Raw genomic sequence first — 21,505 nt, 5'->3', positions numbered from 1 at the left:
CACTCTGCGCCAGGGGATTCCCGACCCCAATCCGGTTACAATCGGCCCCCTTTTCGATTTTCCCAAGGAGCCTCCATGTCCGGGCTTGAACTGTTTGCCGCCGCCCTCGGTGTCATTGCCGTCTGGCTGACAGTCAAACAGAACCCCTGGTGCTGGCCCATCGGCCTGGTCATGGTGCTGCTCTATAGCTGGATCTTTTTTGAGGTGAAGCTGTATTCGGACATGTTGCTGCAAGTCGTCTATGCCGCCTTGCAGCTTTACGGCTGGTGGCAATGGACACGGGTGGGTGAAACGACCCATGGCCGCGAAGTCAGTCGGCTCGATACCCGCTCCATGGCGTTGAGCCTCGCTATTGGCGCACTCGGCAGCCTGTTGCTGGGAGCGGCCATGGCCCACTGGACCGACGCCGCGCAACCCTGGCTCGATGCGGCGCTGACCGGATTCAGCCTGGTGGCGCAAGTCTGGATGGCGCAAAAACGGCTCCAATGCTGGCCGCTGTGGATCACTCTCGATGTGATTTTCGTCGGGTTGTTCCTCTATAAAGGCCTGTACCTGACCGCCACGCTGTACGGGTTGTTCGCGGTCATCGCCGTGCAGGGCTGGCGCGAATGGCGCGCCGACCCGGCGTTGCGCGCATGAAAGTCCTGGTACTCACAGGCCCGGAATCCAGCGGTAAAAGCTGGCTGGCGGCCGAGTTGCAACAGTGTTTCGGCGGGGTTCTGGTCGACGAGCATGTGCGCTGGTTCATCGAGCAGAATCCGCGGGACACCACCTTGGCCGACATTCCGGACATCGCCAGCGGTCAATTGGCATGGGAGGACGAAGCGCGGGCGCAACAACCGTCTCTGCTCATCCTCGACACGCACCTGCTAAGCAATATCCTCTGGAGCCAGACCCTGTTTGGCGACTGCCCCGCCTGGATCGAACAAGCGCTACTGGCCCGGCATTACGACTTGCACTTGCTGCTGTCGCCGGAACACGTCGAATGGACGGATGACGGCCAACGTTGCCAGCCCCGATTGAGTGAGCGCCAGGCATTTTTCGACCAGACCCTGGCCTGGCTCGAGCGCCATGCACAACCGGTTCAGGTACTGCACGGAGATTGGGCAGAACGCCGATTCCAGGCGCTGCACGCCGTGACCCGATTGCTCGGCGCCTGACAGGCGTTTGGGGCAATTCCCCCGCCCCCCTTGTCCCGGGGGGGAAAGTGTCCGATCCTGAAACACCCTCCCTGCCTCAAACCACCCATTTCAGCGCCCTGCACCGCCTGATCATCGGATTTGTTAAGTCATTGATACAGCGCCCCGACACCCTTGTTCCAGAGCGGTTTATCTGTATTTTCGTGCTGCCTGCGCAGGTTTTTGTCTCAGTGCTGAAACATCCTCGACAGAAGGTATCCGGCCAACATCCATAAGCCGTTGAATCAACACGACATTCAAAAACCGGCACAGCTTTCGCTCTCTCCTTCACACAGCCGACCAGAGCCAGCCCACATGAGAAGGAAAGAGCATCGTGGGGATACTCAACAAGAGAGTCTTGACGTGCCTGCTGCTGATCGCAAGCGTTGCGGGCACGCTTTTCAGTTTCGACGTTCACGCCGAAGGCAACGGCGTCATCGTGCTTGATCGCACCATTCACTCAACCCCTATCGGTCGCAGCGGCGGCAGAGATCCGAACCCGAACACCGTCAATGCCAACCCATCAACCCGCGTCACCGGCGAACTCAGCGATGCCGACATCGCCGGGGTCACCACCGGAACGGCCCTTCGCCACAACAACGGTCAAAGCCCGGGTGGCATGCAAGGCCTCAACGTCGTCACCAACCCCAACGGTTTGCCCGGCATGTCCGTCGGCCACGGCGGTGGCAGTGGCAGCGCGATTTCCGGAACCATCAACCGCGCCATGAGCAGCGGCCTCGGCTCACTGGGCAGAATGGCGGGAGGCCAATGAGATGAGTCGATCCCTGCTGCTACTGGCCCTGTTCGGTTGTACCAGCGTAATGGCGGATTCGGTCGTCAGTTCGGTGAACAACGCCACCCTCCAGGATTCCGGTACTCAATACCGGGGCAACTTCAACGTCAACCAGGCGGCTGGCGATCGACAACAGCAGGCCAACGTCCGCGCGATCGCCATGGGTACCCAGGCGGGTGCGACCACCAGTGTCCAGCAGAACATCACCACGCCCGCCAATCCGTCCATGGATGCGACGGCCACTATCGGCGGCTCCTCCTTCAGTAATGGCAACGGCGTACTGGGCGTCAACCAGGGCGTGGGGGCGAACAACCAGATGGCCAACGCCATGCGCGTCAGCATCAGCGCTGCACCGCAAGCCATTGACGATAGTGCGCTTTCTCAACAGAACGTGGCGTTGCTACCGAACTTCGGAACAACTGGCACCCCACACGGCAGTCGCCAGGTCGTGACAAGCGACCAGGCCTTTACCGGCAGCCGGGGAGTGATCCAGCTGAACCAAAGTGCCGGAGTGGGGAACCGAATGGCTAACACCCTGAGCATCCGGGTCGCTGACTGACCCCCGATACAGTGCGATCAGGGAAGTACCAACACTTGACAGACAAATGAGCACGGAGAAACACCATGAACCCGACAACGGCTCTCAAACCTCTGGCTTTCGCTCTGGCAGCTGTGATGGCATTCGCAGCACAAGCCGGCGGTCTTGAAGATCACGAGCAGGGCAATGGACAAGGCAACAACCATCAGCCCAAAGGCCCAACGCTGGAACAAATCATGCGGATAACAGCAGGTGCCGGGGCCGCCGTGCTGGATTCGCAGAAAAGCAGCGGCAGCAGCGTATTGAATCGGGACACCAGGAACGAAGCTGGAATCGATGACTCCCTGAACAACTCCAACGGCAACATGGGCGCCAACGTTGCAGCCGGTAACGGCAACCAGCAAGACAACGCCGCCGCCCTTGCCACGGCTGACGAAAGCTTCATCTTCGGCACCGCGGTCGCCGTCTCCAGCGCGTCTCAGAAGAGCGCCGGCAACACCGCCAGTAACCACTCCAACACCAACAACACAACGCTCAACAACGCAGGCAACAGCGGTTCCGGCAACATCGGCATCAACGTGACCACCGGCGACTTCAACCAACAGAAAAACAACCTGGCGATTGCCGTTTCAGGCGGACGTGTAGCAGAAGCGGCGGCGGCGGCCAACCAAAGTACGTCCGGGTTGAACGTCACCAACAACGCCAGGCATGACGACAGCACCCCGACTGATTTAGTCACCGTGGGTGTACTCGGTCTGGCGGGCGTAACCACTCAACAGGTGATGACGCCAGAGGGCTGGAAACCCCCTGTAACCAACAATGCTTCGATAACGGGTTCGATGAACAACTTCTCCGGCAACGGCGGAGCCAACGTATCGTCTGGCGTGGGCAACCAGCAAAGCAACTCGCTGTCCATCGCCGCGGGCTGCAGGTCTTGTCAGTAACCGCGATTGCAATGGAAGCTCCGGCGACGGTTTTTTTCCACTGTCCCAAGGCGTATCGATCATGCGTAAGACTGTCCTTTTCGCCCTGCTCTGCCTGTCTGGCCTGACCCAGGCTGCACAGATGCCGGTTGCCGCCCTGCCCGGTGGCGTACTGGTGTACAAGCACGTACAGAGTTTGCGCGAGCGCAAGTTCAGCGACATCGTCGAACAAAAAACCGATTTCAGCTGCGGCGCCGCCGCGCTGGCAACGATATTGCGCCAGGCCTATTGGCTGGACGTCGATGAGGAACACATCATCAAAGGCATGCTGGTCACCGCAGACCAGGACCTTGTGCGTACCCAGGGTTTTTCCATGCTGGACATGAAGCGCTACATAGAACGCATCGGCATGCGCGCCCGGGGCTACAGGATCCCGCCGGAAAGACTCGAAGCCGTGACGATTCCAGTGGTGGTGCTGATGGAAATTCGCGGCTACAAGCATTTTGTGGTGCTACAGCGGGCGGACAAGAACTGGGTCTATATCGGCGACCCGGTACTCGGACACAAACGCTACGCCCATGATGATTTTGTCAAAGGCTGGAATGGCATTATTTTCGCTATCGTCGGTCCCGGTTACGACAAAACCAATGCGTTACGCAGTCCACCGGAACCGCTGACTGCCAAGAACAAGATGGATAACTTCAACCCGGTCAAAGATGCTGAATTGATGGATTTTGGTTTCATACAGAGCGACTTCTTTTAATCGCCAACAAGATGACAGGGGGCAGGATGCTCCGGGAGCAGCAAATGAAAACCTCGTATTGGGTGGTCGCTGCCTTTCTGGCAGCGAACACTTCAGGTTTTGCTGAAGAGTTCAGACCCATCGAACTCAAGGACGATGAACTGGCCGAATTGCGTGGCCGGTATGTGATGCCGGGGCGGGTCATCAGCTTCGGTGTTGTCATGAGCAGTACCTGGCGCAATGCCAGTGGTGACCTGATCGGAGCGTCCACCTCGATGCAGCTTCAAGCCGCAACGGTCAAACCCCAGTTCTATGTTTCAACCATCAAGCAATCCGGTCATGGCGGTTCGCCCAAGTCGGGCAGCGGTCACGTGTCGGGGGGCGATGCGCTGAACACTTCCCGGGGCATAACCCAGGTCACACGAGCAGCAGGCGATGGCAACAGCGCAAACAACAACATCGCCATCAACGTCAAGGAGGCCAGCACGGCCCCTGCACTGGTGCCGAGCCAGGGCCAGGCGCTGATAGCCGGCCAAACCATTACCGGCAGCAATGCCGCAGGCAGTGTCGCCGTATCCGCGACCGGCGGCGGTGTTCAGATGTCCATTACCGCCAACAACAACCAGGGCACAAGCCTGCAACAGGTCGCCCAGGGCGGGTTGCTGCAAAACACCCGGTTGCTGGGCAGCAGCAATATTGTGGACAACATGACTCAACTCAACGTGGTGCTCAACAACAATGGCCCGAGTGCGGGTGTACTGGAGTGCAACCTCAACCAACTCGCTGCGTTACGGACCATGGGGTATTGAACTACGCTGACTCTGGACCATTGGGCACAAATGGACGGGTTATTTCATGTACCGATCAGTATCACTGCGTGCAGTTGCATGCTTGAGTGCTCTGCTCCCGGCAGCGATATTGCACGCAGCACCTGACCCGGAACTGGAGGCGCTCAAACAAGAGCTTCTGGAGTTGAAACAACGATACGAAGTCCAGCAAAAGGCCCTGGCGGTGCTCGAGCAGCGAGTTCGCCAGGTCGAAGAGCAGCCCGCTTCGCCCCCACCCAAGCGCCTGGCCAAATCGCCAGCGGATCTCAAAGGCAATCCAGGGGTCGCCGCCGGGGGCAGCGGCAGTTCTTATGGACAATCGCTGGCCAGTGACTCGCAACCGGCGCAAAGCGTTTCGAACCTGTATGACGAAGCCAGCGGGTTCTTCGGCGGTGGCAAGTTCAGCGTCGAAACCGGGATAACCTACTCCCGGTACGATACCCGCCAACTGATCCTCAATGGATTTCTCGCCCTGGACTCGATCTTCCTGGGCGCCATCAACCTGGACCGGATCAAGGCCGACACCTGGACGCTTGACCTCACCGGCCGCTACAACTTCAACAATCGTTGGCAGTTCGATCTGAACGTGCCGGTGGTCTACCGTGAGTCCACGTACCAGTCCGGTGGCGGTAATAGCGGAGCCGCAAACGTCACGACCGAAGATTCCGTCACGCAAGACCCGACCATAGGCGACGTCAACTTCGGTATCGCCTACAAATTCCTCGACGAGTCAGTCAACACGCCGGATGCCGTGGTGACCTTGCGCGTCAAGGCGCCCACCGGCAAAGACCCGTTCGGTATCAAGCTGGTTCGGGTGGCCGACAACTCAAACCTGGCCGTGCCTGAGTCCTTGCCTACCGGTAACGGCGTCTGGTCGATTACGCCGGGGATCTCGCTGGTCAAGACGTTCGATCCGGCAGTGCTGTTCGGCAGCCTGTCCTACACGCACAACCTGGAAGAATCTTTCGACGACATCAGCTCCAACCCGGCGGTCAAGACACCGGGCAAGGTACGCATTGGCGACAGCTTCCAGATCGGCGCCGGTATCGCGTTCGCCCTGAACGAAAAGATGAGCATGTCGTTCTCGGTTTCTGACCTGGTGCAACGCAAAAGCAAGCTCAAGGAAGACGGCGGGGACTGGCAATCGGTGGTTTCCAGCGATGCCAATGCCGGTTACTTCAACATCGGCATGACCATTGCGGCCACCAACAACCTGACCATCGTGCCCAATCTGTCCATCGGCATGACCGACGATGCGCCGGACTTCCAGTTCAGTCTGAAACTCCCTTACTACTTCTGACCCGAACAAAAAACCGCTGCAATCGCAACGGTTTTTTGGTTTGCGGCCGGAGCTCAGCGAATCTGGTGCTTGTGCAACAACCGGTAGAAGGTCGGTCGCGACACACCCAACACTTTGGCGGCGACACTCAGGTTATCGCTGTGGCGATTCAATACATCGCACAACGCCTGGCGTTCGGCCCGGGACTTGTATTCTTCGAGGGTGCCCATCGGCGCGGCGATCGCATGCTGACTGATCAACCCCAGATCACGGGCCTCGATCTGCCGGCCTTCGGCCAACACCAATCCACGACGGACGCGGTTGGCCAGCTCGCGCACATTGCCTGGCCAGTCGTGTTTGCCCATGGCAATCAACGCGTCGTCGCTGAAACTGCGTGGGCGACGCCCGGTTTCATGGCTGTAGAAATGGGAGAAGTGGTTGGCCAGCACCGCCAGGTCGCCAGGTCGCTCGCGCAGCGGAACGGTCGCCACTTGCAGTACGTTCAAGCGGTAATACAGGTCTTCGCGAAAGCGTTTCTTCTCGATGGCGGCTTCCAGGTCGACGTTCGTCGCCGCCAGAACCCGCACATCCACCTCAATCGACTGACTGCCGCCGACCCGCTCGATGTGTTTTTCCTGGAGGAAGCGCAACAGATTGGCCTGCAACTCCAGTGGAAGGTCACCGATCTCGTCGAGAAACAGAGTGCCACCGTTGGCGGCCTCTATCCGTCCGATCTTGCGTTGGTGCGCGCCGGTAAATGCGCCTTTCTCATGGCCAAACAGCTCGGACTGGATCAAGTGCTCAGGGATCGCCCCACAATTGATCGCGATAAAGGGTTTGCTGTGACGCTGGGACAGACGATGCAGGGTTCGCGCGACCAGCTCCTTGCCAGTGCCGCTTTCACCGCGAATCAACACCGGAGATTCGGTCGGAGCCAGTTTGCTCAAGAGTTTTCGCAGCTCACGGACAGGTTTGCTGTCGCCCAGCAATTCGTGCTCGGGCTGATCAACATGGACCGTACCCTGCCCGCGCAACCGCGCCATGCCGAACGCCCGGCCCAGTGTTACCTGAACCCGGTGCACGTCGAACGGCAAGGTATGAAAGTCAAAAAACCACTCACAGACGAAGTCGCCGACATTTTGCAGCCGCAGCACTTCCTGATTGAGTACGGCTATCCACTCAGTGCCGCTGCGGCTGATCAGTTCTTTGACTGCCTCCGGGTGCTCAAGGTGCGAGGGCTGCAAGCGTAGCAAGCCTACGTCACAGGTTCGGTCAACGGCGTTCTCAAGCGTGCAGCTGTCAACGTCCCAACCGATATCGCGCAATCCAGGGAGCAGGCGATAGCAATCGTCACAGGGGTCAACCACTAACAAACGTCGTAAGGCAGGCACATCGCTCATGACTGTTCCTTGGCGCCAAATTTACGAAATTTTATTAAAAACAGTCATTTGGCAGACCCGACTGTAACATTAGCAAGAATTTGACAGGGCCTTGTACTGTTTGACTATAGGGACGCCATTAAACCAGTTATAAGTTGCGATTATGTTAGTCACCTAACGACTCTTTCCTTTCACTCAGCTTTCAATGTCAGGCTCATTCCTGGGTCTGTGAAATAAAGTGGAAATTTCTTTTGAATGTGTGTGACCCAACCCCCGGTTGCGGGCATCAGTACAAGTAACCAGCCGAACGGTAAGCCCAACCCTCGGCACATCACTTGATTGGGCACACAGAGAGAAGACCCTATGAACGCCCCGCTGCGTATCAACGAAGCACTTCTGATTGCCGACCGCGCATTTAAACCATTCAAGTGCGTGGCCTGGGCTCCACAAGACGGTAATGGCGAGCTCAGCCTGACCGTTATCGACCGCACCAGCACCAGCATTGGCCGCAAGCAGATCCCCAGCAGCGCCTATTCCGATCCCGCGCAACTCGAACTGCTGCTGGAACAGGCTCGCGCCGAATTGAGCGAGGAAGGTTACACGCTTCAGTCGTGGTCGATGCCGCACTAATCGTTTTGCGGATTACTCCGGGGTAATCCGCGCCCTTTTCCTTTCTTTAGTTCGCAGTTTTTCTGGCCGCACGCACTACTTGACACTGCTTAATTCGAACTTTGCATACGCCTGATACTTTGCAGGCTCGCCATTGGTTCGAAAAGACACTGTTGTGGCACACAACGACCCTCCGTCTGTTAGTTCTTGCAGTTGTGCATATTCCCATTCAGGGATTGAATAATCTCCTTATCAAGTCGCCACCCAAACTTCTGGATCAGGACGACTCGCAAGGAGGTGCGGTGCATGCCAAGCCAGTCCGCTATTGCCTACTCCGCCACCCGGAACAACGCCGGGGCCCTCGACACGTCGTTTGCCGCCAATGGCAAAACCCAGGTCTATTTCGCCGACAGCCTTTTCAGCCTGGCCAATGACGTTGCAATCGATGCGCAAGGTCGCTTGCTGGTAGCCGCAAAAGTCGGCATGCCCGATGGCAGCCGCTTTGGCGTGGCCCGCTTGCTGGCGGATGGGTGCGCAGACCTGACGTTCGGTAAACAAGGCAGTGTCATCGGGCAATTCGAACCGGGGTTCGAAGCCATGGGCACCAAGGTCCTGATCCTGCCCGACGGCAATATCCTGTTGGCCGGCCTGCAATACGAAAACGCGCACCGCACACTCCCGGCCCTGGCATTGCTGGACCAGGACGGCGGCCTGGTGCAAGGCTTTGGCGATAATGGCCGCCGTGTCGTGAGATTGCCTGGTGGCCTGTCCCTGGGCATGCGCGATGTCTTGCTGCCTCCCGGTGTGCCCGGCGCAGAAGCCTGCGATGTGGCCGTACAGCAAGACGGCCGAATCCTGATCCTGGCCAACCATCACTTCGAACTGGCCGATCACGTCGGTATGTTGATACGACTGGATGTCGAAGGCTCACTGGACTGTTCGTTCAACGGTCGCGGTTTCGTGATGGTCAGGCACCTGCTGATGAATACCTGGCTCAGCAGCCTGACGGTGCAACGTGATGGCCGAATCCTGGTCGGTGGATCGATCAATTTTCCCGAGGAAGGCTTGCTGGCACGCTATCACCCGGACGGGCGCCTCGACGACCGTTTTGCCGTGGATGGATTCGTGACCTTCAAGGCGCAAGGGCATGGCGCCCGGGTCAGCCGGGTGGTCCAGCAACACGAAGGCGAAATCCTGTGTTTTGGCAGCAGTCGCGAGCCGATGCACTGCCTGACATTCAAATTGCACAGCAACGGCCGAGCCGACAGTCATTGCAACGGAGGACACCCCCAGCGGCGAGAAATCGGTTACAGCGGATGCCAGTGGACCGCCGCGCAGTTACAACCCGATGGCAGTGTGCTCACGGCGGGCGCCACCCTCGGCGGCGTCGAAGCAGACTTCATTCTCGGGCGGTGCCTGCCCAATGGCCTTCCCGATCGCCGTTTTGGTAAAGGCAGCGGCTATACACGTACCCGCCTCGGCCCCAGCCTGGACAGCGCCACCTGTGTCGCCGCGCAAGTCGATGGACACATCGTGGTGGGAGGCTATTCGCTGCACGGAAACTACAAGGCGGTCATCGCCCGTTTCCAGGGATAAACACCGGAGTTTTTCCTGCGCTTGATCTTCTGGCGCGCTTACGGCAAGTTGCGCGCTTCTCAAGACAAGGAGCAGCCGATGTCCGGTTCAATGGCCCAGGCGTTCGCGCACAACTTTCTCGGGCACTCGCCCCGTTGGTACAAGGCCTGCATCGTCGGCTTTCTGATTCTCAATGCCCTGGTGCTGTGGACCGCGGGCCCGGTGGCTGCCGGCTGGCTCCTGGTGCTGGAGTTCATCTTCACCCTGGCCATGGCGCTCAAATGCTACCCGCTGATGCCCGGCGGCCTGTTGATGATTGAAGCCCTGCTGCTGAAGATGACCACGCCCCAGGCGCTGTACGACGAGTTACTGCACAACTTCCCGGTGATCCTGCTGCTGATGTTCATGGTGGCCGGTATCTATTTCATGAAGGACCTGTTGCTGTACCTGTTTTCGCGCCTGCTGCTCGGGGTCCGCTCCAAGGCCCTGCTGGCCCTGATGTTCTGTTTTTTGTCGGCCTTTCTGTCGGCGTTTCTCGATGCCCTGACCGTGACCGCCGTGATCATCAGCGCCGCCGTAGGCTTTTACTCGGTGTATCACCGCGTCGCCTCGGGCAACGATCCGCGTCAGGACAGCGAGTACAGCGACGACAATCATCTGCCCACCCTGCATCAGGGCGATCTGGAACAGTTCCGCGCCTTTCTGCGCAGCCTGCTGATGCACGGCGCCGTGGGCACCGCGCTGGGCGGTGTGTGTACGCTGGTGGGAGAACCGCAGAACCTGCTGATCGGCCATGAAATGGGCTGGCACTTCGCCGAGTTCTTTACCCGGGTCGCGCCGGTATCCCTGCCGGTACTGGTTGCCGGGCTGGTAACCTGCGTCCTGCTGGAAAAATTGCGCTGGTTCGGCTACGGCACGCTGCTGCCGGATAACGTCCGTGCGGTGCTGGCCAACTACGCCGCCGAAGACAATGCCGAGCGCACCACGCGCCAACGCGCAGCGCTTCTGGTGCAAGGCTTTGCCGCATTGATTCTGATTGCCGGGCTGGCGTTTCACATCGCCGAAGTGGGTTTGATCGGCTTGATGGTGATCGTGCTGATCACCGCCTTTACCGGCATCACCGACGAACACCGCCTGGGCACCGCGTTCAAGGACGCCATGCCGTTTACCTCATTGCTGGTGGTGTTTTTCGCCGTGGTCGCGGTGATTCACGATCAGCAACTGTTCGCCCCGCTGATCCACTGGGTGCTGATGCTGCCGGCAGACCAGCAACCGGGCATGCTGTTCATCGCCAACGGACTGTTGTCCGCCATCAGCGACAATGTGTTCGTGGCAACCATTTACATCACCGAAGTGAAGCGCGCCTTCATGGCAGGCGAGATGACCCGTGAGCATTTCGAAACCCTGGCCATTGCGATCAACACCGGCACCAACCTGCCGAGCGTGGCGACACCCAACGGTCAGGCGGCGTTCCTGTTCCTGCTGACTTCGGCGATTGCACCGCTGGTGCGCCTGTCTTATGGGCGCATGGTCTGGATGGCGTTGCCGTACACCGTGGTGATGGGCGTGCTCGGGTGGTATGCGGTGAGCTACTGGCTCTGACACCACCGACCCTGTGGGAGCGAGCTTGCTCCGGGCGGCGTTCCGACGATAGCGGTCTGTCAGACACAAGGATGTTGAATGTGCCGCCGCCATCGCGAGCAAGCTCGCTCCCACATTATCCGAGGCGGTGCCAGACGCGGCCGTCACGGGTGAGCAGTTCTTCGCCGGCCCTGGGGCCGTTTTCCCCGGCGGCATAGCGCTGCACGGTGGAATCCTGCTGCCAGGCATCCAGGAACGGTTGCACCGCGCGCCAGCCGTTTTCGATGTTGTCGGCGCGCTGGAACAACGTCTGGTCACCCGTCAGGCAATCGTAGATCAGGGTCTCGTAGCCAGTAGACGGCTGCATCTCGAAGAAGTCCTTGTAGGCGAACCCCAGCTCGATGTTGTCCATTTTCAGGGCCTGACCGGGGCGCTTGGCCAACAGGTCAAACCACATGCCTTCGTTCGGCTGAATCTGAATGCGCAGATAGGTCGGCTGCAGTTCGTCGACCTCGGTATCGCGGAACTGTGCATAGGGCGCCGGCTTGAAGCAGATCACGATCTCGGTGTCACGCACGCTCATGCGCTTGCCGGTGCGCAGGTAGAACGGCACGCCGACCCAACGCCAGTTGTCGATCATGACCTTGAGGGCCACATAGGTTTCGGTATTGCTGTCGGGCGCGACCTTGTCTTCCTGGCGGTAGCCCGGCAGCGCCTTGCCATCGATTTCACCGGCGGCGTATTGGCCGCGCACCGAGTTGGCGCGGGCCTCCTCGACTGTCCATGGGCGGATCGCGCCAACGACCTTGGCTTTCTCGCCGCGCACTGCATCGGCACCAAACGCCGCGGGTGGCTCCATGGCCACCATCGCCAGCAACTGGAACAGGTGATTGGGCACCATGTCCCGCAGCGCGCCGGTGTGCTCATAGAAACTGCCACGGGTTTCCACGCCGACGGTTTCGGCGGCGGTGATCTGCACGTGGTCGATGTAGTGATTGTTCCAGAACGCTTCGAACAGGCTGTTGGAGAAGCGGCTGACCAGGATGTTCTGCACGGTCTCCTTGCCCAGGTAATGGTCGATCCGGTAAATCTGCTTTTCCGTCATCACCTTGAGCAGGCAGGCGTTCAAGGCCTCGGCCGTATGCAGGTCGGAGCCGAAGGGCTTTTCGATCACCACCCTTCTGAACGCCTCGGGAGTTTCCTCCAGCAATCCGGCGGCACCGAGACGACGTGCCACTTCACTGAAGAAACGCGGCGCGGTGGCCAGGTAGAACACCGCATTGCCGGTACCGCTGTCGGCGATTTTCGCCGCCAGCGCTTGATAAGTGCTGTCGTCCAGGAAATCGCCCTGGACGTAGCTGATGCCTTTGGCAAGTCTTGACCAGACCGCTGGATCAAGGGTGTGGTCACCCTTGCCAGCCATCTCGTTGCGAATGAACTCTTCGAGCTTTTGCGCAAAGCCTTCATCGCTGATGGCGTTATGGTCAACGCCGATGATCCGCAGTCCATCCCCGAGTAACCCGTTGCGCTTGAGGTTATACAGCGCCGGTACCAACAGACGCTTGACCAGGTCACCGTGGGCGCCAAACAGAAACAGCGTGGTCGGTGGAGCGGGCTCAGCCTTGGATTTCCTGCGGATCGCGTGGGTCATTTTTTCGAGGTCTCCACATGGCCACCGAAGCCAAAGCGCTGGGCCGAGAGAATCTTGTCGCCGAAACTGCCTTGTCCACGGGAACGGTAGCGGGAGAACAGCGAATTCGACAGCACCGGCACCGGCACCGCTTGTTCCATGGCGGCTTCGATGGTCCATTGCCCTTCACCGCTGTCGGCCACGGACCCGGAGAAACCGTCGAGTTTCGAGTCGCTGGCCAGGGCGTCGGCCGTCAGGTCGAGCAACCACGAGGACACCACGCTGCCACGACGCCACACTTCGGCGATGTCGGCGACGTTCAGGTCGAAACGCTGGTCTTGCGGCAGGCTCTCGCTGTTTTTGGTCTTGAGGATGTCGAAGCCTTCTGCAAACGCCTGCATCATTCCGTATTCGATGCCGTTGTGGATCATTTTCACGAAATGCCCGGCGCCGGCCGGACCTGCATGAATATAACCACGTTCGGCTCGATCGTCTTCGGACTTGCGGTCCTTGGTGCGCGGGATGTCGCCCATGCCCGGGGCCAGGGTTGCGAACAGCGGGTCGAGGCGTTTAACGGTCTCGGCATCGCCACCGATCATCATGCAGTAACCGCGCTCCAGGCCCCAGACGCCGCCGGATGTACCGACGTCGATGTAGTGCAGGCCTTTTTCCGACAGGGTCTTGGCCCGGCGGATATCGTCCTTATAGAAGGTGTTGCCGCCGTCGATGATGGTGTCGCCGGCTTCGAGCAAGGTGCTCAGGGTGTCGATGGTTTCTTCGGTCGGCGCGCCGGCCGGCAGCATGACCCAGACCGCACGCGGCCTGGCCAGGCCGGCGACCAGCGCCGGCAGATCGCTGACGCCGGTGGAGCCCTCTGTGGCCAGGGCTTCGACAAAGGCGGTATTGCGATCGTAAACAACGGTGGTGTGCCCGTTGAGCATCAGGCGCCGCGCAATATTGCCGCCCATGCGGCCCAGTCCAATAATCCCGAGTTGCATGTGCTGATGCTCCCTACTACAAATTAAAGTGTGTCAAAGGTTATAGCCCAACGCGACTCATGAGGTTAGTCCAGAGCGTTGGCGTGAAGTTTCCGGGCATTGTGCCCGATCCTGATGGATAACGTCGGGAATCAAACCGAAGACACAACGACCATGAAAAATAAAAAAGTTCCCTTTGGGGGCAAAAGAAATCAAAATTGGCGCCGATAGTAGGTCAGCCCCGGATTTCGAGGCGTACCCACAGTTGAGACACGCCATTTGCGAGGTGAGCAATGGGCACAGTACATACCGCACTGCCAGCACAAACCCTTTACGTCACAATCCGTCGCGATGAATTGCGTCAGCTGAAAAACGAACGCGATCAGTTGAAACAGGAGCTGGCGCAATTGCGGCTATTGCTGCAAGCCAGTCAAGTGCAGCCCCTGGCTGCGGTGTAGCGCACCCCGCTCACCTGATTCCCTCCTTTGAAGCGGAAGCAGTCTGCACTGTTTCCGCACCGGCTCATGCCCTGCCACCCTTGGCAACTCACAAAATTTTCACAATTGCCCCACGATAATTACTCGTTTAGGTCGCCCGATTCCGCGCGGCCCTCGTTCGTCGTCCGCGATATCCAAGTCACGGCGGTGGTAGTGAATTCTCGGCTGGAGCGCTGAATGTCTTGGTTTAAACGCAGTAAAACCACTGCGGCAGGTTTCGATTGGGCCGGATTTGTCTGGCTGTTTGTCTTCTTCTGGTACTTTTCCGGCATCACCCAACTACTGATCCAGCTGACTGGCACCTCCGGCTTTACCGGGTTCCGCCAGGCCTTCGTCATGAGCGCCATCTGGCTGGCGCCGATGCTGCTGTTCCCCCGGCAAACCCGCGTCATGGCTGCCGTGATCGGCGTCGTGCTGTGGGCGTGTTCCATGGCGAGCCTGGGTTACTTCTTCATTTATCAGCAGGAATTTTCCCAGAGCGTCATCTTCATCATGTTCGAGTCGAACGTGGCTGAGGCCGGCGAGTACATGACCCAATACTTTGCCTGGTGGATGGTCCCGGCGTTCCTGGCCCACAGCGCTTTTTCCTGGTTCCTGTGGACACGCCTGCGCCCGGTGTACCTGTCGCGTGGCAAGGCACTGGTCGCGGCAACAGCCCTCCTGTTCGCCGTGGTCGCCTATCCACTGATCAAGCAGACCCAGCGCACCGGCAGTTTCGCCGCCGGCTTCGAGAAGTTCGAAACCCGCATCGAACCGGCGGTGCCATGGCAGATGGCGGTGGCCTATCACCGTTACCTCGACACCCTGGCCGGCATGCAGGACATGCTGGAAAGCGCCAGCAAGATTCCACCGCTGCACAACCTCAAGGACGTCATGGCCAACACGCCTGCGACCCTGGTGCTGGTGATCGGCGAGTCCACCAACCGCCAACGCATGAGCCTGTACGGCTATCCCCGGCCAACCACGCCGGAACTGGACAAGCTCAAGGATCAACTGGACGTTTTCGACAACGTCATCACCCCGCGCCCCTACACCATTGAGGCGCTGCAGCAGGTCCTGACCTTCGCCGACGAAGAAAACCCGGACCTGTACCTGTCGACGCCATCGCTGGTCAGCATGATGAAACAGGCGGGCTACAAGACCTTCTGGATCACCAACCAGCAGACCATGACCAAGCGCAACACCATGCTCACGACCTTCTCCGAACAGGCCGACGAGCAGGTGTACTTGAACAACAACCGCAACCAGAACGCCGCCCAATACGATGGCGACGTGATCGAGCCGTTCAACAAGGCCCTCGCCGACGGGGCACCGCGTAAACTCATCGTCGTGCATTTGCTCGGCACGCACATGAGCTACCAGTACCGCTACCCGTCGACCTTCGACAAGTTCCAGGACCGCGAAGGCGTGCCTGCCGGTATTCGCGATGACCAGTTGCCCACGTACAACAGCTACGACAATGCCGTGCTGTACAACGACTTCGTGGTGTCCAGCCTGATCAAGGACTACGCCAGGACCGATCCCAACGGCTTCCTGCTGTACCTGTCCGACCATGGCGAAGACGTGTTCGATTCCGTGGGCCACAGCACCCTGGGGCGCAACGAGAACAAGCCGACAGCACCGATGTACACCATTCCGTTCATGGCCTGGGCTTCGCCGAAATGGCGCGCAACCCATGACTGGAACCTCGCCGATGATCTCTCGCGTCCTTACAGCAGCTCGCACCTGATCCACACCTGGGCGGACCTGGCCGGCCTGAGTTTCGATGAACTCGATCGCAGCAAAAGCCTGGTCAGCGACAGCTTCAAGCCCCGGCCATTGATGATCGGCAACCCCTATGAGCGTGAGCAACGGGCGTTGATCGACTTCAGTCTGATGAAGCCCAGGACGCCACCGACGGTCGTCCAGCAGTAATCCTTTCAGGGGCCGGTTCCGGCCCCTTTTTCATGCCCCGCTGCAGCCATTCAGGTCGTTGGCGAAGTTCATTCCCATTTAACCGAATCGGCGGATAATGCCATTTCGACACTGCTTCATTGATTCATGGACGAAAGGCATCCGACATCTGTAGTGGGAGGCAAACCATGAAACACACCGCAATGATTCTCGCCGGCCTGATGGCCTTGGGCTCAACCAGCGCTTTTGCCGAAGGTGGGGCCGAACGCATGCGCTATTACTACGAAAGCCTGCGACTGGCCCAGCAAGAAGCCCTGGGGCACCCTATCCAAAGCACTGCGCTGAGGGTTCCGGACGATCAAACCGCACAAATGACTGAAACCTACAGACCGAAATGATCGTTAGCTTCAAAGAAGACTGTCGGGCGTCCTGATGGACGCCCTTTTTTGCCTGTTGAATCAGAGGCTCTTGGTCCAGAACAGCATCCGTCCGTGTGCCGGGTCGAACATGCCGGCGGCGAAACCGGCTTTTTCATAGGAGCCCTGGGCCACGGCATTGCCTTCCAGCACTTCCAGGGTGAGCTTGCAGCAACCACGTTGACGGGCGATGTCCTCGACCTTTTGCAGCATCTTCTGGCTCAAGCCCAGGCCGCGAAATTTTTTCACCACCGACACATCGTGCACATTGACCAGCGGCCGGCAGGCGAAGGTCGAGAATCCCTCGAAGCAATTGACCAGCCCGGCCGGCTCGCCACCGACAAAGGCCAGCACACTGAAGGCGTGAGGACGCCGGGCAAGTTCTGCCGGGAGTTGCTCCAGAACATGGGCCGGCAACGGCTGGCCGCCCCCCATCGGGTCCGCGGCGTAGTGGTTCAACACCAGACAAATAGCCTCGGCATGCACCGGATTGGTGTAACTGGCCTGAAGCACAAGAATTTCTGCGAAGTCCATTTCCATCCTCGATCACTCATGAAGTAGCCCCCAGCATGTATTTCACGCTGAAGTGCGCGCTGACCATAGCGCGAGCACCGTGCCGACGACAATCGCAACCGAGGAAATCTTTTGCCGCTCAAGCGCCCCAGATCAAGGCTTCGGTCCATCCCAACTCGGCAAAGTCCTCGGCGCGCAAGTGCGACTCACCGGCGCAGAAAAACTCGTCGAGTTGCGGTGGCTTGACCGAAGTGCCGCTGAGCATGGCGTGAACCTGGCCGCGGTGATGGATCTGGTGCTCAAACAAATGGGACAGCAGGCGCAAGCGACTGTCGTATTGCGGGGTGTCGCGGGCGATGGTCACGATTTTGCCGAGGTCGGCATCGCGCATCTGCTCGCAGTAGGCGATCAGCCGGCGGTCGACACGGGCCTGTTCGCCCACCAGGTCTGGCGCAACAAGACAGGGCTCGTCTTCCTTGAAGAACACCCGGTAATCGGGATGCGGATCGTCGCCGCGCAGTTCGCGCTCCAGGGCGTCCACATAAAGCCAGTCACAGGTGAGGATATGGTTGAGGGTGGCGCGGATCGTCGGGAAGAAACTGATCCGGGGCGCGCTCAGTTCCTGCGGGCTCAACTGACGCCAGGCCTTGGCCAGGCGGTGATTGGCCCAGGCGTTCTGATAGGCCATGGTCAGCAAATGGTGTGACAGGGGCTGATTCATGTTCGCTGCTCCCGATCAAATCCTGATCAAACTTCGGCAAACCGTTGCAGTTGCATTTCCTGTAATCGGCTGAGGGTACGGCGGAACGGGAATTCCAGATAACCCTCGGTGTAAAGCGACGCCATGGGCACTTGCGCTTCAAGGTACAGCGGCACCTTGCGGTCGTAGCACTCGTCCACCAGGGCAATGAACCGTCGCACACCGTCGTCATGCACCGACAACTGCGGCAACTCACGGTCCCCCGCTTCCACCCGCTCGACACCGTCCTCTGTGCCACGGGCAATACGCCCGGCGCGTTTCTCTGCGCTGAGGTTGGGCACGTCACTCAACAGAATAGCGCCGTAGGTATCGCACAGGGCGACGAAATCCATGGCCGCGAAGGGTTGCTCGCACAGCGCGGCATAACGGATCCAGAGCACCGTCGGGCTGGCCTCGATCACCTCAAGGGAACGGTGACCGACCTTGACTGGCTCGCTCGATACTGACTGGCCGACGCTCAACAACTGGAATACTTCACCCAAAGCGCCGAGGTTACCGGGCTCGGCCACCCAATAACGTTGCAAACCGGCCCCCGGATGCAGGCGATGGTCTTCCCCGCCATCCACCGCAATCACCTGCATGTGCTGCTTGATCGCCGCGATGGCGGGCATGAAACGGTCGCGATTGAAACCGTCGGCGTACAACTGGTCCGGCGGCAGATTGGACGTGCAGACCACCACCACGCCCTGTTCGAACATCACCTGGAACAGGCGCCCGAGAATGATCGCATCGCCGATGTCATTGACGAACAGCTCATCGAAACAAAGCACCCGCACTTCTTCGGCCAGTTCCCGGGCCAACGCCTTGAGCGGGTCGGCGGTGCCGGTCAGTTGAAAGGAGCGCTGGTGCACCCAGCCCATGAAGTGGTGAAAGTGCTGGCGCCGCGCCGGTACCCGCAGGCTTTGGTAAAACTGGTCCATCAGCCAGGTCTTGCCCCGCCCCACCGGCCCCCACAGGTACACGCCGGAAATGGACGAGCGGCCTTCACGCAGCGCCTCGTGGCACTTTTGCAGGGCCCACACGGCATGTTCCTGAGCCTCGTCCTGGACGAAGCCCTTTTGTTCGATGGCATGCTGCCAGGCGCTTAAGGGGGAATCGATAGTCATGGGCGGCAGTATGCCATTGCGTATCGATAACGCGACCAGTGATCGGCGAATTTATGCAGGAAGGAAAAGCGCCTTGACGCATTAGATTATCAGCATCATATTTATAGATGTCATATGCAATCTATTGAATCTTGTCGCCACCCATCTGGAGTCATCCCATGCATTACAAAGTGTTCGGTCGTAAAACCGGCTTGCGTGTTTCCGAACTGGCGTTGGGTGCCGGCAACTTCGGTACCGGCTGGGGCCATGGCGCCGAGCGTGACGAAGCCATGCGGATTTTTGATGCCTATCTGGAGGCCGGTGGCAATTTCATCGATACCGCCAATGGCTATCAGGGCGGACAGTCCGAGGCCATGCTCAGCGAATTCATTGCCGCAGAACGGGATCGCCTGGTCATCGCCACCAAATACACCCTCGGGACTACACCGGCGGACGGCATTTCCCACACTGGCAACAGCCGCAAGAACATGGTGCGCGCCGTCGAAGAAAGCCTGAAACGCCTGAAGACCGAGCATATCGACCTGTTCTGGGCGCACATGAGCGACGGCGTCACGCCCATGGAAGAGATCCTGCGCGGCTTCGACGATCTGGTCAGTGCCGGCAAGATTCATTACGCCGGGCTGTCGAACTTCCCCGCGTGGCGCATCGCCCGTGCCGACCTGCTGGCCGAGGTGCGTGGTTTTGCGCCGATTGCCGCGATCCAGGTCGAGTACAGCCTCGCCGAACGCACTGCCGAGCATGAACAACTGCCGATGGCCGAAGCCCTTGGCCTGGCAGCGACCTTGTGGTCGCCGCTGGGTGGCGGCTTCCTGACGGGTAAATATCGCAACAGTGAGGGCGACAATCGCGCGAACAAGCTCGGCGTGCTGATTCATGCCGAAAAAAGCGCCCGCGAAACCGCCCTGCTCGACACCTTGATCGATGTCGCCGCCGAACAGGACGCCAGCCCGACCCACGTGGCCATCGCCTGGCTGCGGGCAAAAGCCAGGCGCTCGACCACGGCGCTGATCCCGATCCTCGGTTCCCGGACCCGGGAGCAACTGGACGCCACGTTAGGTGCGCTGAATGTGCAGTTGAGCACCGAGCAAATGGCACGACTGGACGCCGTCAGTGACGTGGCCAAAGGCGTGCCGCACGAATCCATTTCCGGTTCGTCCGCACGGTTCAGCGGCGGTCAGATCCTCGACCTGCCAATGATTCCAGTGGCCTGACACAAATCAAAACTGTGGGAGCGAGCCTGCTCGCGATGAGGGCGGAACATTCAACATCCATGTTGGCTGAACGATCGCTATCGCGAGCAGGCTCGCTCCTGCATTTCGACCGCGTACTACTTATCGACCTTATGCCTGGCCGCATACAGACACAGCATTTCCATCGCCAATGTCGCCGCCGCCAGTGACGTGATCTCCGCGCTGTCATAGACCGGAGCCACTTCCACCACGTCCATGCCCACCAGGTTGATCCCGCGCAGGCCACCGAGAATCTCCAGCGCCTGCACCGTGCTCAAGCCGCCGCACACGGGGGTTCCGGTGCCTGGGGCGTACGCCGGATCGAGGCAGTCGATGTCGAAGGTCAGGTACACCGGGTTGTCGCCGACCCGGGCGCGAATCGCCTCGACGATCGCTTCGCAGCCACGGCGATGCACCTGCCGCGCGTCGAGCACTTGAAAGCCTTGATGGTCGTCATTGGTGGTGCGCAAGCCGATTTGTACTGAGCGCGATGGATCCACCAGCCCTTCTTTGGCCGCGTGCCAGAACATGGTGCCGTGATCGATGCGCTTGCCCTCTTCGTCCGGCCAGGTGTCGCTGTGGGCGTCGAAGTGGATCAGCGACAAGGCCCCGTGCTTGCGGGCATGGGCCTTGAGCAGCGGATAGGTGATGAAATGATCGCCGCCAAAGGTCAGCATCGCCGTGCCGGCATCGAGAATGTGCTCGGCGTGGGCCTCAATCATTTCGGGCGTCGACTGCGGCGAGCCGTAATCGAAATCGCAATCGCCGTAGTCGATGACCGCCAGGTGATCGAACGGATCAAACGTCCATGGCCAGTGCCGTTCCCAGGCGATCCCGGCAGAGGCCGCACGAATGCCACGTGGTCCGAAGCGAGCGCCTGGGCGGTTGCTGGTGGCGGTGTCGAACGGCACGCCACTGACCGCCACATCAACGCCACGCAGGTCGCGACTGTAACGCCGACGCATGAAACTGGTGATGCCGGCGTAGGTACTTTCGGCGGCCGTGCCGTAAAGGCTGTCACGGGTAAGGGCTTGATCGTTCTGCATCGGGACGTCCATTG

23 protein-coding genes are annotated in these 21,505 nt (G+C 59.6%); 16 read left to right on the top strand and 7 right to left on the bottom strand.

Features of this window, described 5'->3' with window-relative positions; genetic code table 11:
• The first annotated feature begins 75 nt into the window (after positions 1 to 75).
• The 9 genes from pnuC to fapF all read left to right on the top strand — a co-directional run bounded on the left by pnuC (position 76) and on the right by fapF (position 6,301).
• A complete protein-coding gene (gene pnuC, locus AC3ITA_RS13235) occupies positions 76 to 639 on the top strand; it encodes a nicotinamide riboside transporter PnuC (RefSeq protein ID WP_095945628.1) in 564 nt (187 codons plus the stop codon).
• Complete coding sequence (locus AC3ITA_RS13230) at positions 636 to 1,160, top strand: AAA family ATPase (protein ID WP_150672556.1); 525 nt, start codon at positions 636 to 638, stop codon at positions 1,158 to 1,160. Before pnuC ends, AC3ITA_RS13230 begins: the two co-directional genes overlap by 4 nt.
• A gap of 47 nt (positions 1,161 to 1,207) precedes the next feature.
• Complete coding sequence (locus AC3ITA_RS13225; RefSeq protein WP_489280564.1) at positions 1,208 to 1,414, top strand: hypothetical protein; 207 nt, start codon at positions 1,208 to 1,210, stop codon at positions 1,412 to 1,414.
• Between the two features lie 98 nt (positions 1,415 to 1,512).
• Positions 1,513 to 1,950 carry a hypothetical protein gene (gene fapA / locus AC3ITA_RS13220; protein ID WP_095945626.1) on the top strand — a complete coding sequence of 146 codons (438 nt, stop codon included), beginning with the start codon at positions 1,513 to 1,515 and terminating at the stop codon, positions 1,948 to 1,950.
• Position 1,951: 1 nt separating this feature from the next.
• Positions 1,952 to 2,530: a fibril amyloid subunit FapB gene (gene fapB, locus AC3ITA_RS13215; protein WP_489280562.1), complete on the top strand. Its 579-nt coding sequence runs from the start codon at positions 1,952 to 1,954 to the stop codon at positions 2,528 to 2,530.
• Positions 2,531 to 2,595: 65 nt separating this feature from the next.
• Positions 2,596 to 3,453 (top strand): heme utilization protein, encoded by an 858-nt coding sequence (locus AC3ITA_RS13210; protein WP_095945624.1) that lies wholly within the window; start codon positions 2,596 to 2,598, stop codon positions 3,451 to 3,453.
• 61 nt (positions 3,454 to 3,514) lie between these two features.
• Positions 3,515 to 4,195, top strand: coding sequence for a C39 family peptidase (locus AC3ITA_RS13205; protein ID WP_095945623.1), 681 nt, complete (start codon positions 3,515 to 3,517; stop codon positions 4,193 to 4,195).
• A gap of 26 nt (positions 4,196 to 4,221) precedes the next feature.
• Entirely contained in the window at positions 4,222 to 4,983 is a 762-nt protein-coding gene (gene fapE / locus AC3ITA_RS13200) for a fibril amyloid subunit FapE (RefSeq protein ID WP_150672456.1), read from the top strand.
• A gap of 46 nt (positions 4,984 to 5,029) precedes the next feature.
• Positions 5,030 to 6,301, top strand: a complete 1,272-nt coding sequence (fapF, locus tag AC3ITA_RS13195) for a fibril amyloid transporter FapF (protein WP_095945621.1) — start codon at positions 5,030 to 5,032, stop codon at positions 6,299 to 6,301.
• Between the two features lie 53 nt (positions 6,302 to 6,354).
• Here the strand turns inward: fapF and AC3ITA_RS13190 are convergent, their stop codons facing one another.
• Positions 6,355 to 7,680 (bottom strand): sigma-54 dependent transcriptional regulator, encoded by a 1,326-nt coding sequence (locus tag AC3ITA_RS13190; RefSeq protein WP_095945620.1) that lies wholly within the window; start codon positions 7,678 to 7,680, stop codon positions 6,355 to 6,357.
• Positions 7,681 to 8,022: 342 nt separating this feature from the next.
• Here AC3ITA_RS13190 and AC3ITA_RS13185 point away from each other — a divergent pair, with 342 nt between their 5' ends.
• The 3 genes from AC3ITA_RS13185 (at position 8,023) to nhaB (ending at position 11,445) form a co-directional block, all read left to right on the top strand.
• The gene (locus tag AC3ITA_RS13185) at positions 8,023 to 8,289 is read left to right on the top strand and encodes a hypothetical protein (RefSeq protein WP_007970062.1); all 267 of its coding nucleotides are present in this window, start codon (positions 8,023 to 8,025) and stop codon (positions 8,287 to 8,289) included.
• Positions 8,290 to 8,574: 285 nt separating this feature from the next.
• Positions 8,575 to 9,864, top strand: a complete 1,290-nt coding sequence (locus AC3ITA_RS13180) for an NHL repeat-containing protein (RefSeq protein ID WP_095945619.1) — start codon at positions 8,575 to 8,577, stop codon at positions 9,862 to 9,864.
• 78 nt (positions 9,865 to 9,942) lie between these two features.
• On the top strand, positions 9,943 to 11,445 hold the full coding sequence (gene nhaB, locus AC3ITA_RS13175) for a sodium/proton antiporter NhaB (protein ID WP_095945618.1): 1,503 nt from the start codon (positions 9,943 to 9,945) through the stop codon (positions 11,443 to 11,445).
• A gap of 115 nt (positions 11,446 to 11,560) precedes the next feature.
• On the opposite strand, the gene zwf is transcribed toward nhaB, so the two are convergent.
• Both zwf and gnd read right to left on the bottom strand, forming a co-directional pair.
• Complete coding sequence (gene zwf, locus AC3ITA_RS13170) at positions 11,561 to 13,075, bottom strand: glucose-6-phosphate dehydrogenase (RefSeq protein ID WP_095945617.1); 1,515 nt, start codon at positions 13,073 to 13,075, stop codon at positions 11,561 to 11,563.
• A complete protein-coding gene (gene gnd, locus AC3ITA_RS13165) occupies positions 13,072 to 14,052 on the bottom strand; it encodes a phosphogluconate dehydrogenase (NAD(+)-dependent, decarboxylating) (protein ID WP_150672455.1) in 981 nt (326 codons plus the stop codon). Before gnd ends, zwf begins: the two co-directional genes overlap by 4 nt.
• A gap of 272 nt (positions 14,053 to 14,324) precedes the next feature.
• Here gnd and AC3ITA_RS13160 point away from each other — a divergent pair, with 272 nt between their 5' ends.
• The 3 genes from AC3ITA_RS13160 to AC3ITA_RS13150 all read left to right on the top strand — a co-directional run bounded on the left by AC3ITA_RS13160 (position 14,325) and on the right by AC3ITA_RS13150 (position 16,819).
• Positions 14,325 to 14,489: a DUF6026 family protein gene (locus AC3ITA_RS13160; protein WP_191628375.1), complete on the top strand. Its 165-nt coding sequence runs from the start codon at positions 14,325 to 14,327 to the stop codon at positions 14,487 to 14,489.
• Positions 14,490 to 14,705: 216 nt separating this feature from the next.
• The gene (locus AC3ITA_RS13155) at positions 14,706 to 16,442 is read left to right on the top strand and encodes a phosphoethanolamine transferase CptA (RefSeq protein ID WP_489280556.1); all 1,737 of its coding nucleotides are present in this window, start codon (positions 14,706 to 14,708) and stop codon (positions 16,440 to 16,442) included.
• Positions 16,443 to 16,609: 167 nt separating this feature from the next.
• On the top strand, positions 16,610 to 16,819 hold the full coding sequence (locus AC3ITA_RS13150; RefSeq protein WP_095945614.1) for a hypothetical protein: 210 nt from the start codon (positions 16,610 to 16,612) through the stop codon (positions 16,817 to 16,819).
• Positions 16,820 to 16,879: 60 nt separating this feature from the next.
• Here the strand turns inward: AC3ITA_RS13150 and AC3ITA_RS13145 are convergent, their stop codons facing one another.
• The 3 genes from AC3ITA_RS13145 to zapE all read right to left on the bottom strand — a co-directional run bounded on the left by AC3ITA_RS13145 (position 16,880) and on the right by zapE (position 19,216).
• Complete coding sequence (locus AC3ITA_RS13145) at positions 16,880 to 17,371, bottom strand: GNAT family N-acetyltransferase (protein ID WP_150672453.1); 492 nt, start codon at positions 17,369 to 17,371, stop codon at positions 16,880 to 16,882.
• Between the two features lie 118 nt (positions 17,372 to 17,489).
• Complete coding sequence (locus tag AC3ITA_RS13140) at positions 17,490 to 18,071, bottom strand: DinB family protein (protein ID WP_095945613.1); 582 nt, start codon at positions 18,069 to 18,071, stop codon at positions 17,490 to 17,492.
• 26 nt (positions 18,072 to 18,097) lie between these two features.
• Positions 18,098 to 19,216 (bottom strand): cell division protein ZapE, encoded by a 1,119-nt coding sequence (gene zapE, locus AC3ITA_RS13135; RefSeq protein WP_489280554.1) that lies wholly within the window; start codon positions 19,214 to 19,216, stop codon positions 18,098 to 18,100.
• A 158-nt stretch (positions 19,217 to 19,374) separates the two neighbouring features.
• Here zapE and AC3ITA_RS13130 point away from each other — a divergent pair, with 158 nt between their 5' ends.
• Positions 19,375 to 20,427, top strand: coding sequence for an aldo/keto reductase (locus AC3ITA_RS13130; protein WP_489280553.1), 1,053 nt, complete (start codon positions 19,375 to 19,377; stop codon positions 20,425 to 20,427).
• A 116-nt stretch (positions 20,428 to 20,543) separates the two neighbouring features.
• On the opposite strand, the gene speB is transcribed toward AC3ITA_RS13130, so the two are convergent.
• Positions 20,544 to 21,503, bottom strand: coding sequence for an agmatinase (gene speB, locus AC3ITA_RS13125; protein WP_095945610.1), 960 nt, complete (start codon positions 21,501 to 21,503; stop codon positions 20,544 to 20,546).
• Positions 21,504 to 21,505: the final 2 nt, after the last annotated feature.

It is taken from the genome of Pseudomonas sp. GL_090 (assembly GCF_057837765.1).
The sequence above is the reverse complement of the archived record's forward strand: the minus strand, read 5'-3'. Positions and strand labels throughout refer to the sequence as shown.

Excerpts from the sequence above, each read along its gene's own strand:
- fapE (WP_150672456.1), top strand. The coding sequence starts at position 4,222 with ATGCTCCGGGAGCAGCAAATGAAAACCTCGTATTGGGTGGTCGCTGCC.
- nhaB (WP_095945618.1), top strand. The coding sequence starts at position 9,943 with ATGTCCGGTTCAATGGCCCAGGCGTTCGCGCACAACTTTCTCGGGCAC.
- AC3ITA_RS13205 (WP_095945623.1), top strand. The coding sequence starts at position 3,515 with ATGCGTAAGACTGTCCTTTTCGCCCTGCTCTGCCTGTCTGGCCTGACC.
- AC3ITA_RS13155 (WP_489280556.1), top strand. The coding sequence starts at position 14,706 with ATGTCTTGGTTTAAACGCAGTAAAACCACTGCGGCAGGTTTCGATTGG.
- gnd (WP_150672455.1), bottom strand. The coding sequence starts at position 14,052 with ATGCAACTCGGGATTATTGGACTGGGCCGCATGGGCGGCAATATTGCG.
- pnuC (WP_095945628.1), top strand. The coding sequence starts at position 76 with ATGTCCGGGCTTGAACTGTTTGCCGCCGCCCTCGGTGTCATTGCCGTC.
- AC3ITA_RS13150 (WP_095945614.1), top strand. The coding sequence starts at position 16,610 with ATGAAACACACCGCAATGATTCTCGCCGGCCTGATGGCCTTGGGCTCA.
- speB (WP_095945610.1), bottom strand. The coding sequence starts at position 21,503 with ATGGACGTCCCGATGCAGAACGATCAAGCCCTTACCCGTGACAGCCTT.
- AC3ITA_RS13145 (WP_150672453.1), bottom strand. The coding sequence starts at position 17,371 with ATGGACTTCGCAGAAATTCTTGTGCTTCAGGCCAGTTACACCAATCCG.
- fapF (WP_095945621.1), top strand. The coding sequence starts at position 5,030 with ATGTACCGATCAGTATCACTGCGTGCAGTTGCATGCTTGAGTGCTCTG.
- AC3ITA_RS13140 (WP_095945613.1), bottom strand. The coding sequence starts at position 18,071 with ATGAATCAGCCCCTGTCACACCATTTGCTGACCATGGCCTATCAGAAC.
- AC3ITA_RS13230 (WP_150672556.1), top strand. The coding sequence starts at position 636 with ATGAAAGTCCTGGTACTCACAGGCCCGGAATCCAGCGGTAAAAGCTGG.
- AC3ITA_RS13160 (WP_191628375.1), top strand. The coding sequence starts at position 14,325 with ATGGGCACAGTACATACCGCACTGCCAGCACAAACCCTTTACGTCACA.
- AC3ITA_RS13210 (WP_095945624.1), top strand. The coding sequence starts at position 2,596 with ATGAACCCGACAACGGCTCTCAAACCTCTGGCTTTCGCTCTGGCAGCT.
- zwf (WP_095945617.1), bottom strand. The coding sequence starts at position 13,075 with ATGACCCACGCGATCCGCAGGAAATCCAAGGCTGAGCCCGCTCCACCG.
- AC3ITA_RS13190 (WP_095945620.1), bottom strand. The coding sequence starts at position 7,680 with ATGAGCGATGTGCCTGCCTTACGACGTTTGTTAGTGGTTGACCCCTGT.
- AC3ITA_RS13185 (WP_007970062.1), top strand. The coding sequence starts at position 8,023 with ATGAACGCCCCGCTGCGTATCAACGAAGCACTTCTGATTGCCGACCGC.
- AC3ITA_RS13130 (WP_489280553.1), top strand. The coding sequence starts at position 19,375 with ATGCATTACAAAGTGTTCGGTCGTAAAACCGGCTTGCGTGTTTCCGAA.
- zapE (WP_489280554.1), bottom strand. The coding sequence starts at position 19,216 with ATGACTATCGATTCCCCCTTAAGCGCCTGGCAGCATGCCATCGAACAA.
- AC3ITA_RS13180 (WP_095945619.1), top strand. The coding sequence starts at position 8,575 with ATGCCAAGCCAGTCCGCTATTGCCTACTCCGCCACCCGGAACAACGCC.
- fapB (WP_489280562.1), top strand. The coding sequence starts at position 1,952 with ATGAGTCGATCCCTGCTGCTACTGGCCCTGTTCGGTTGTACCAGCGTA.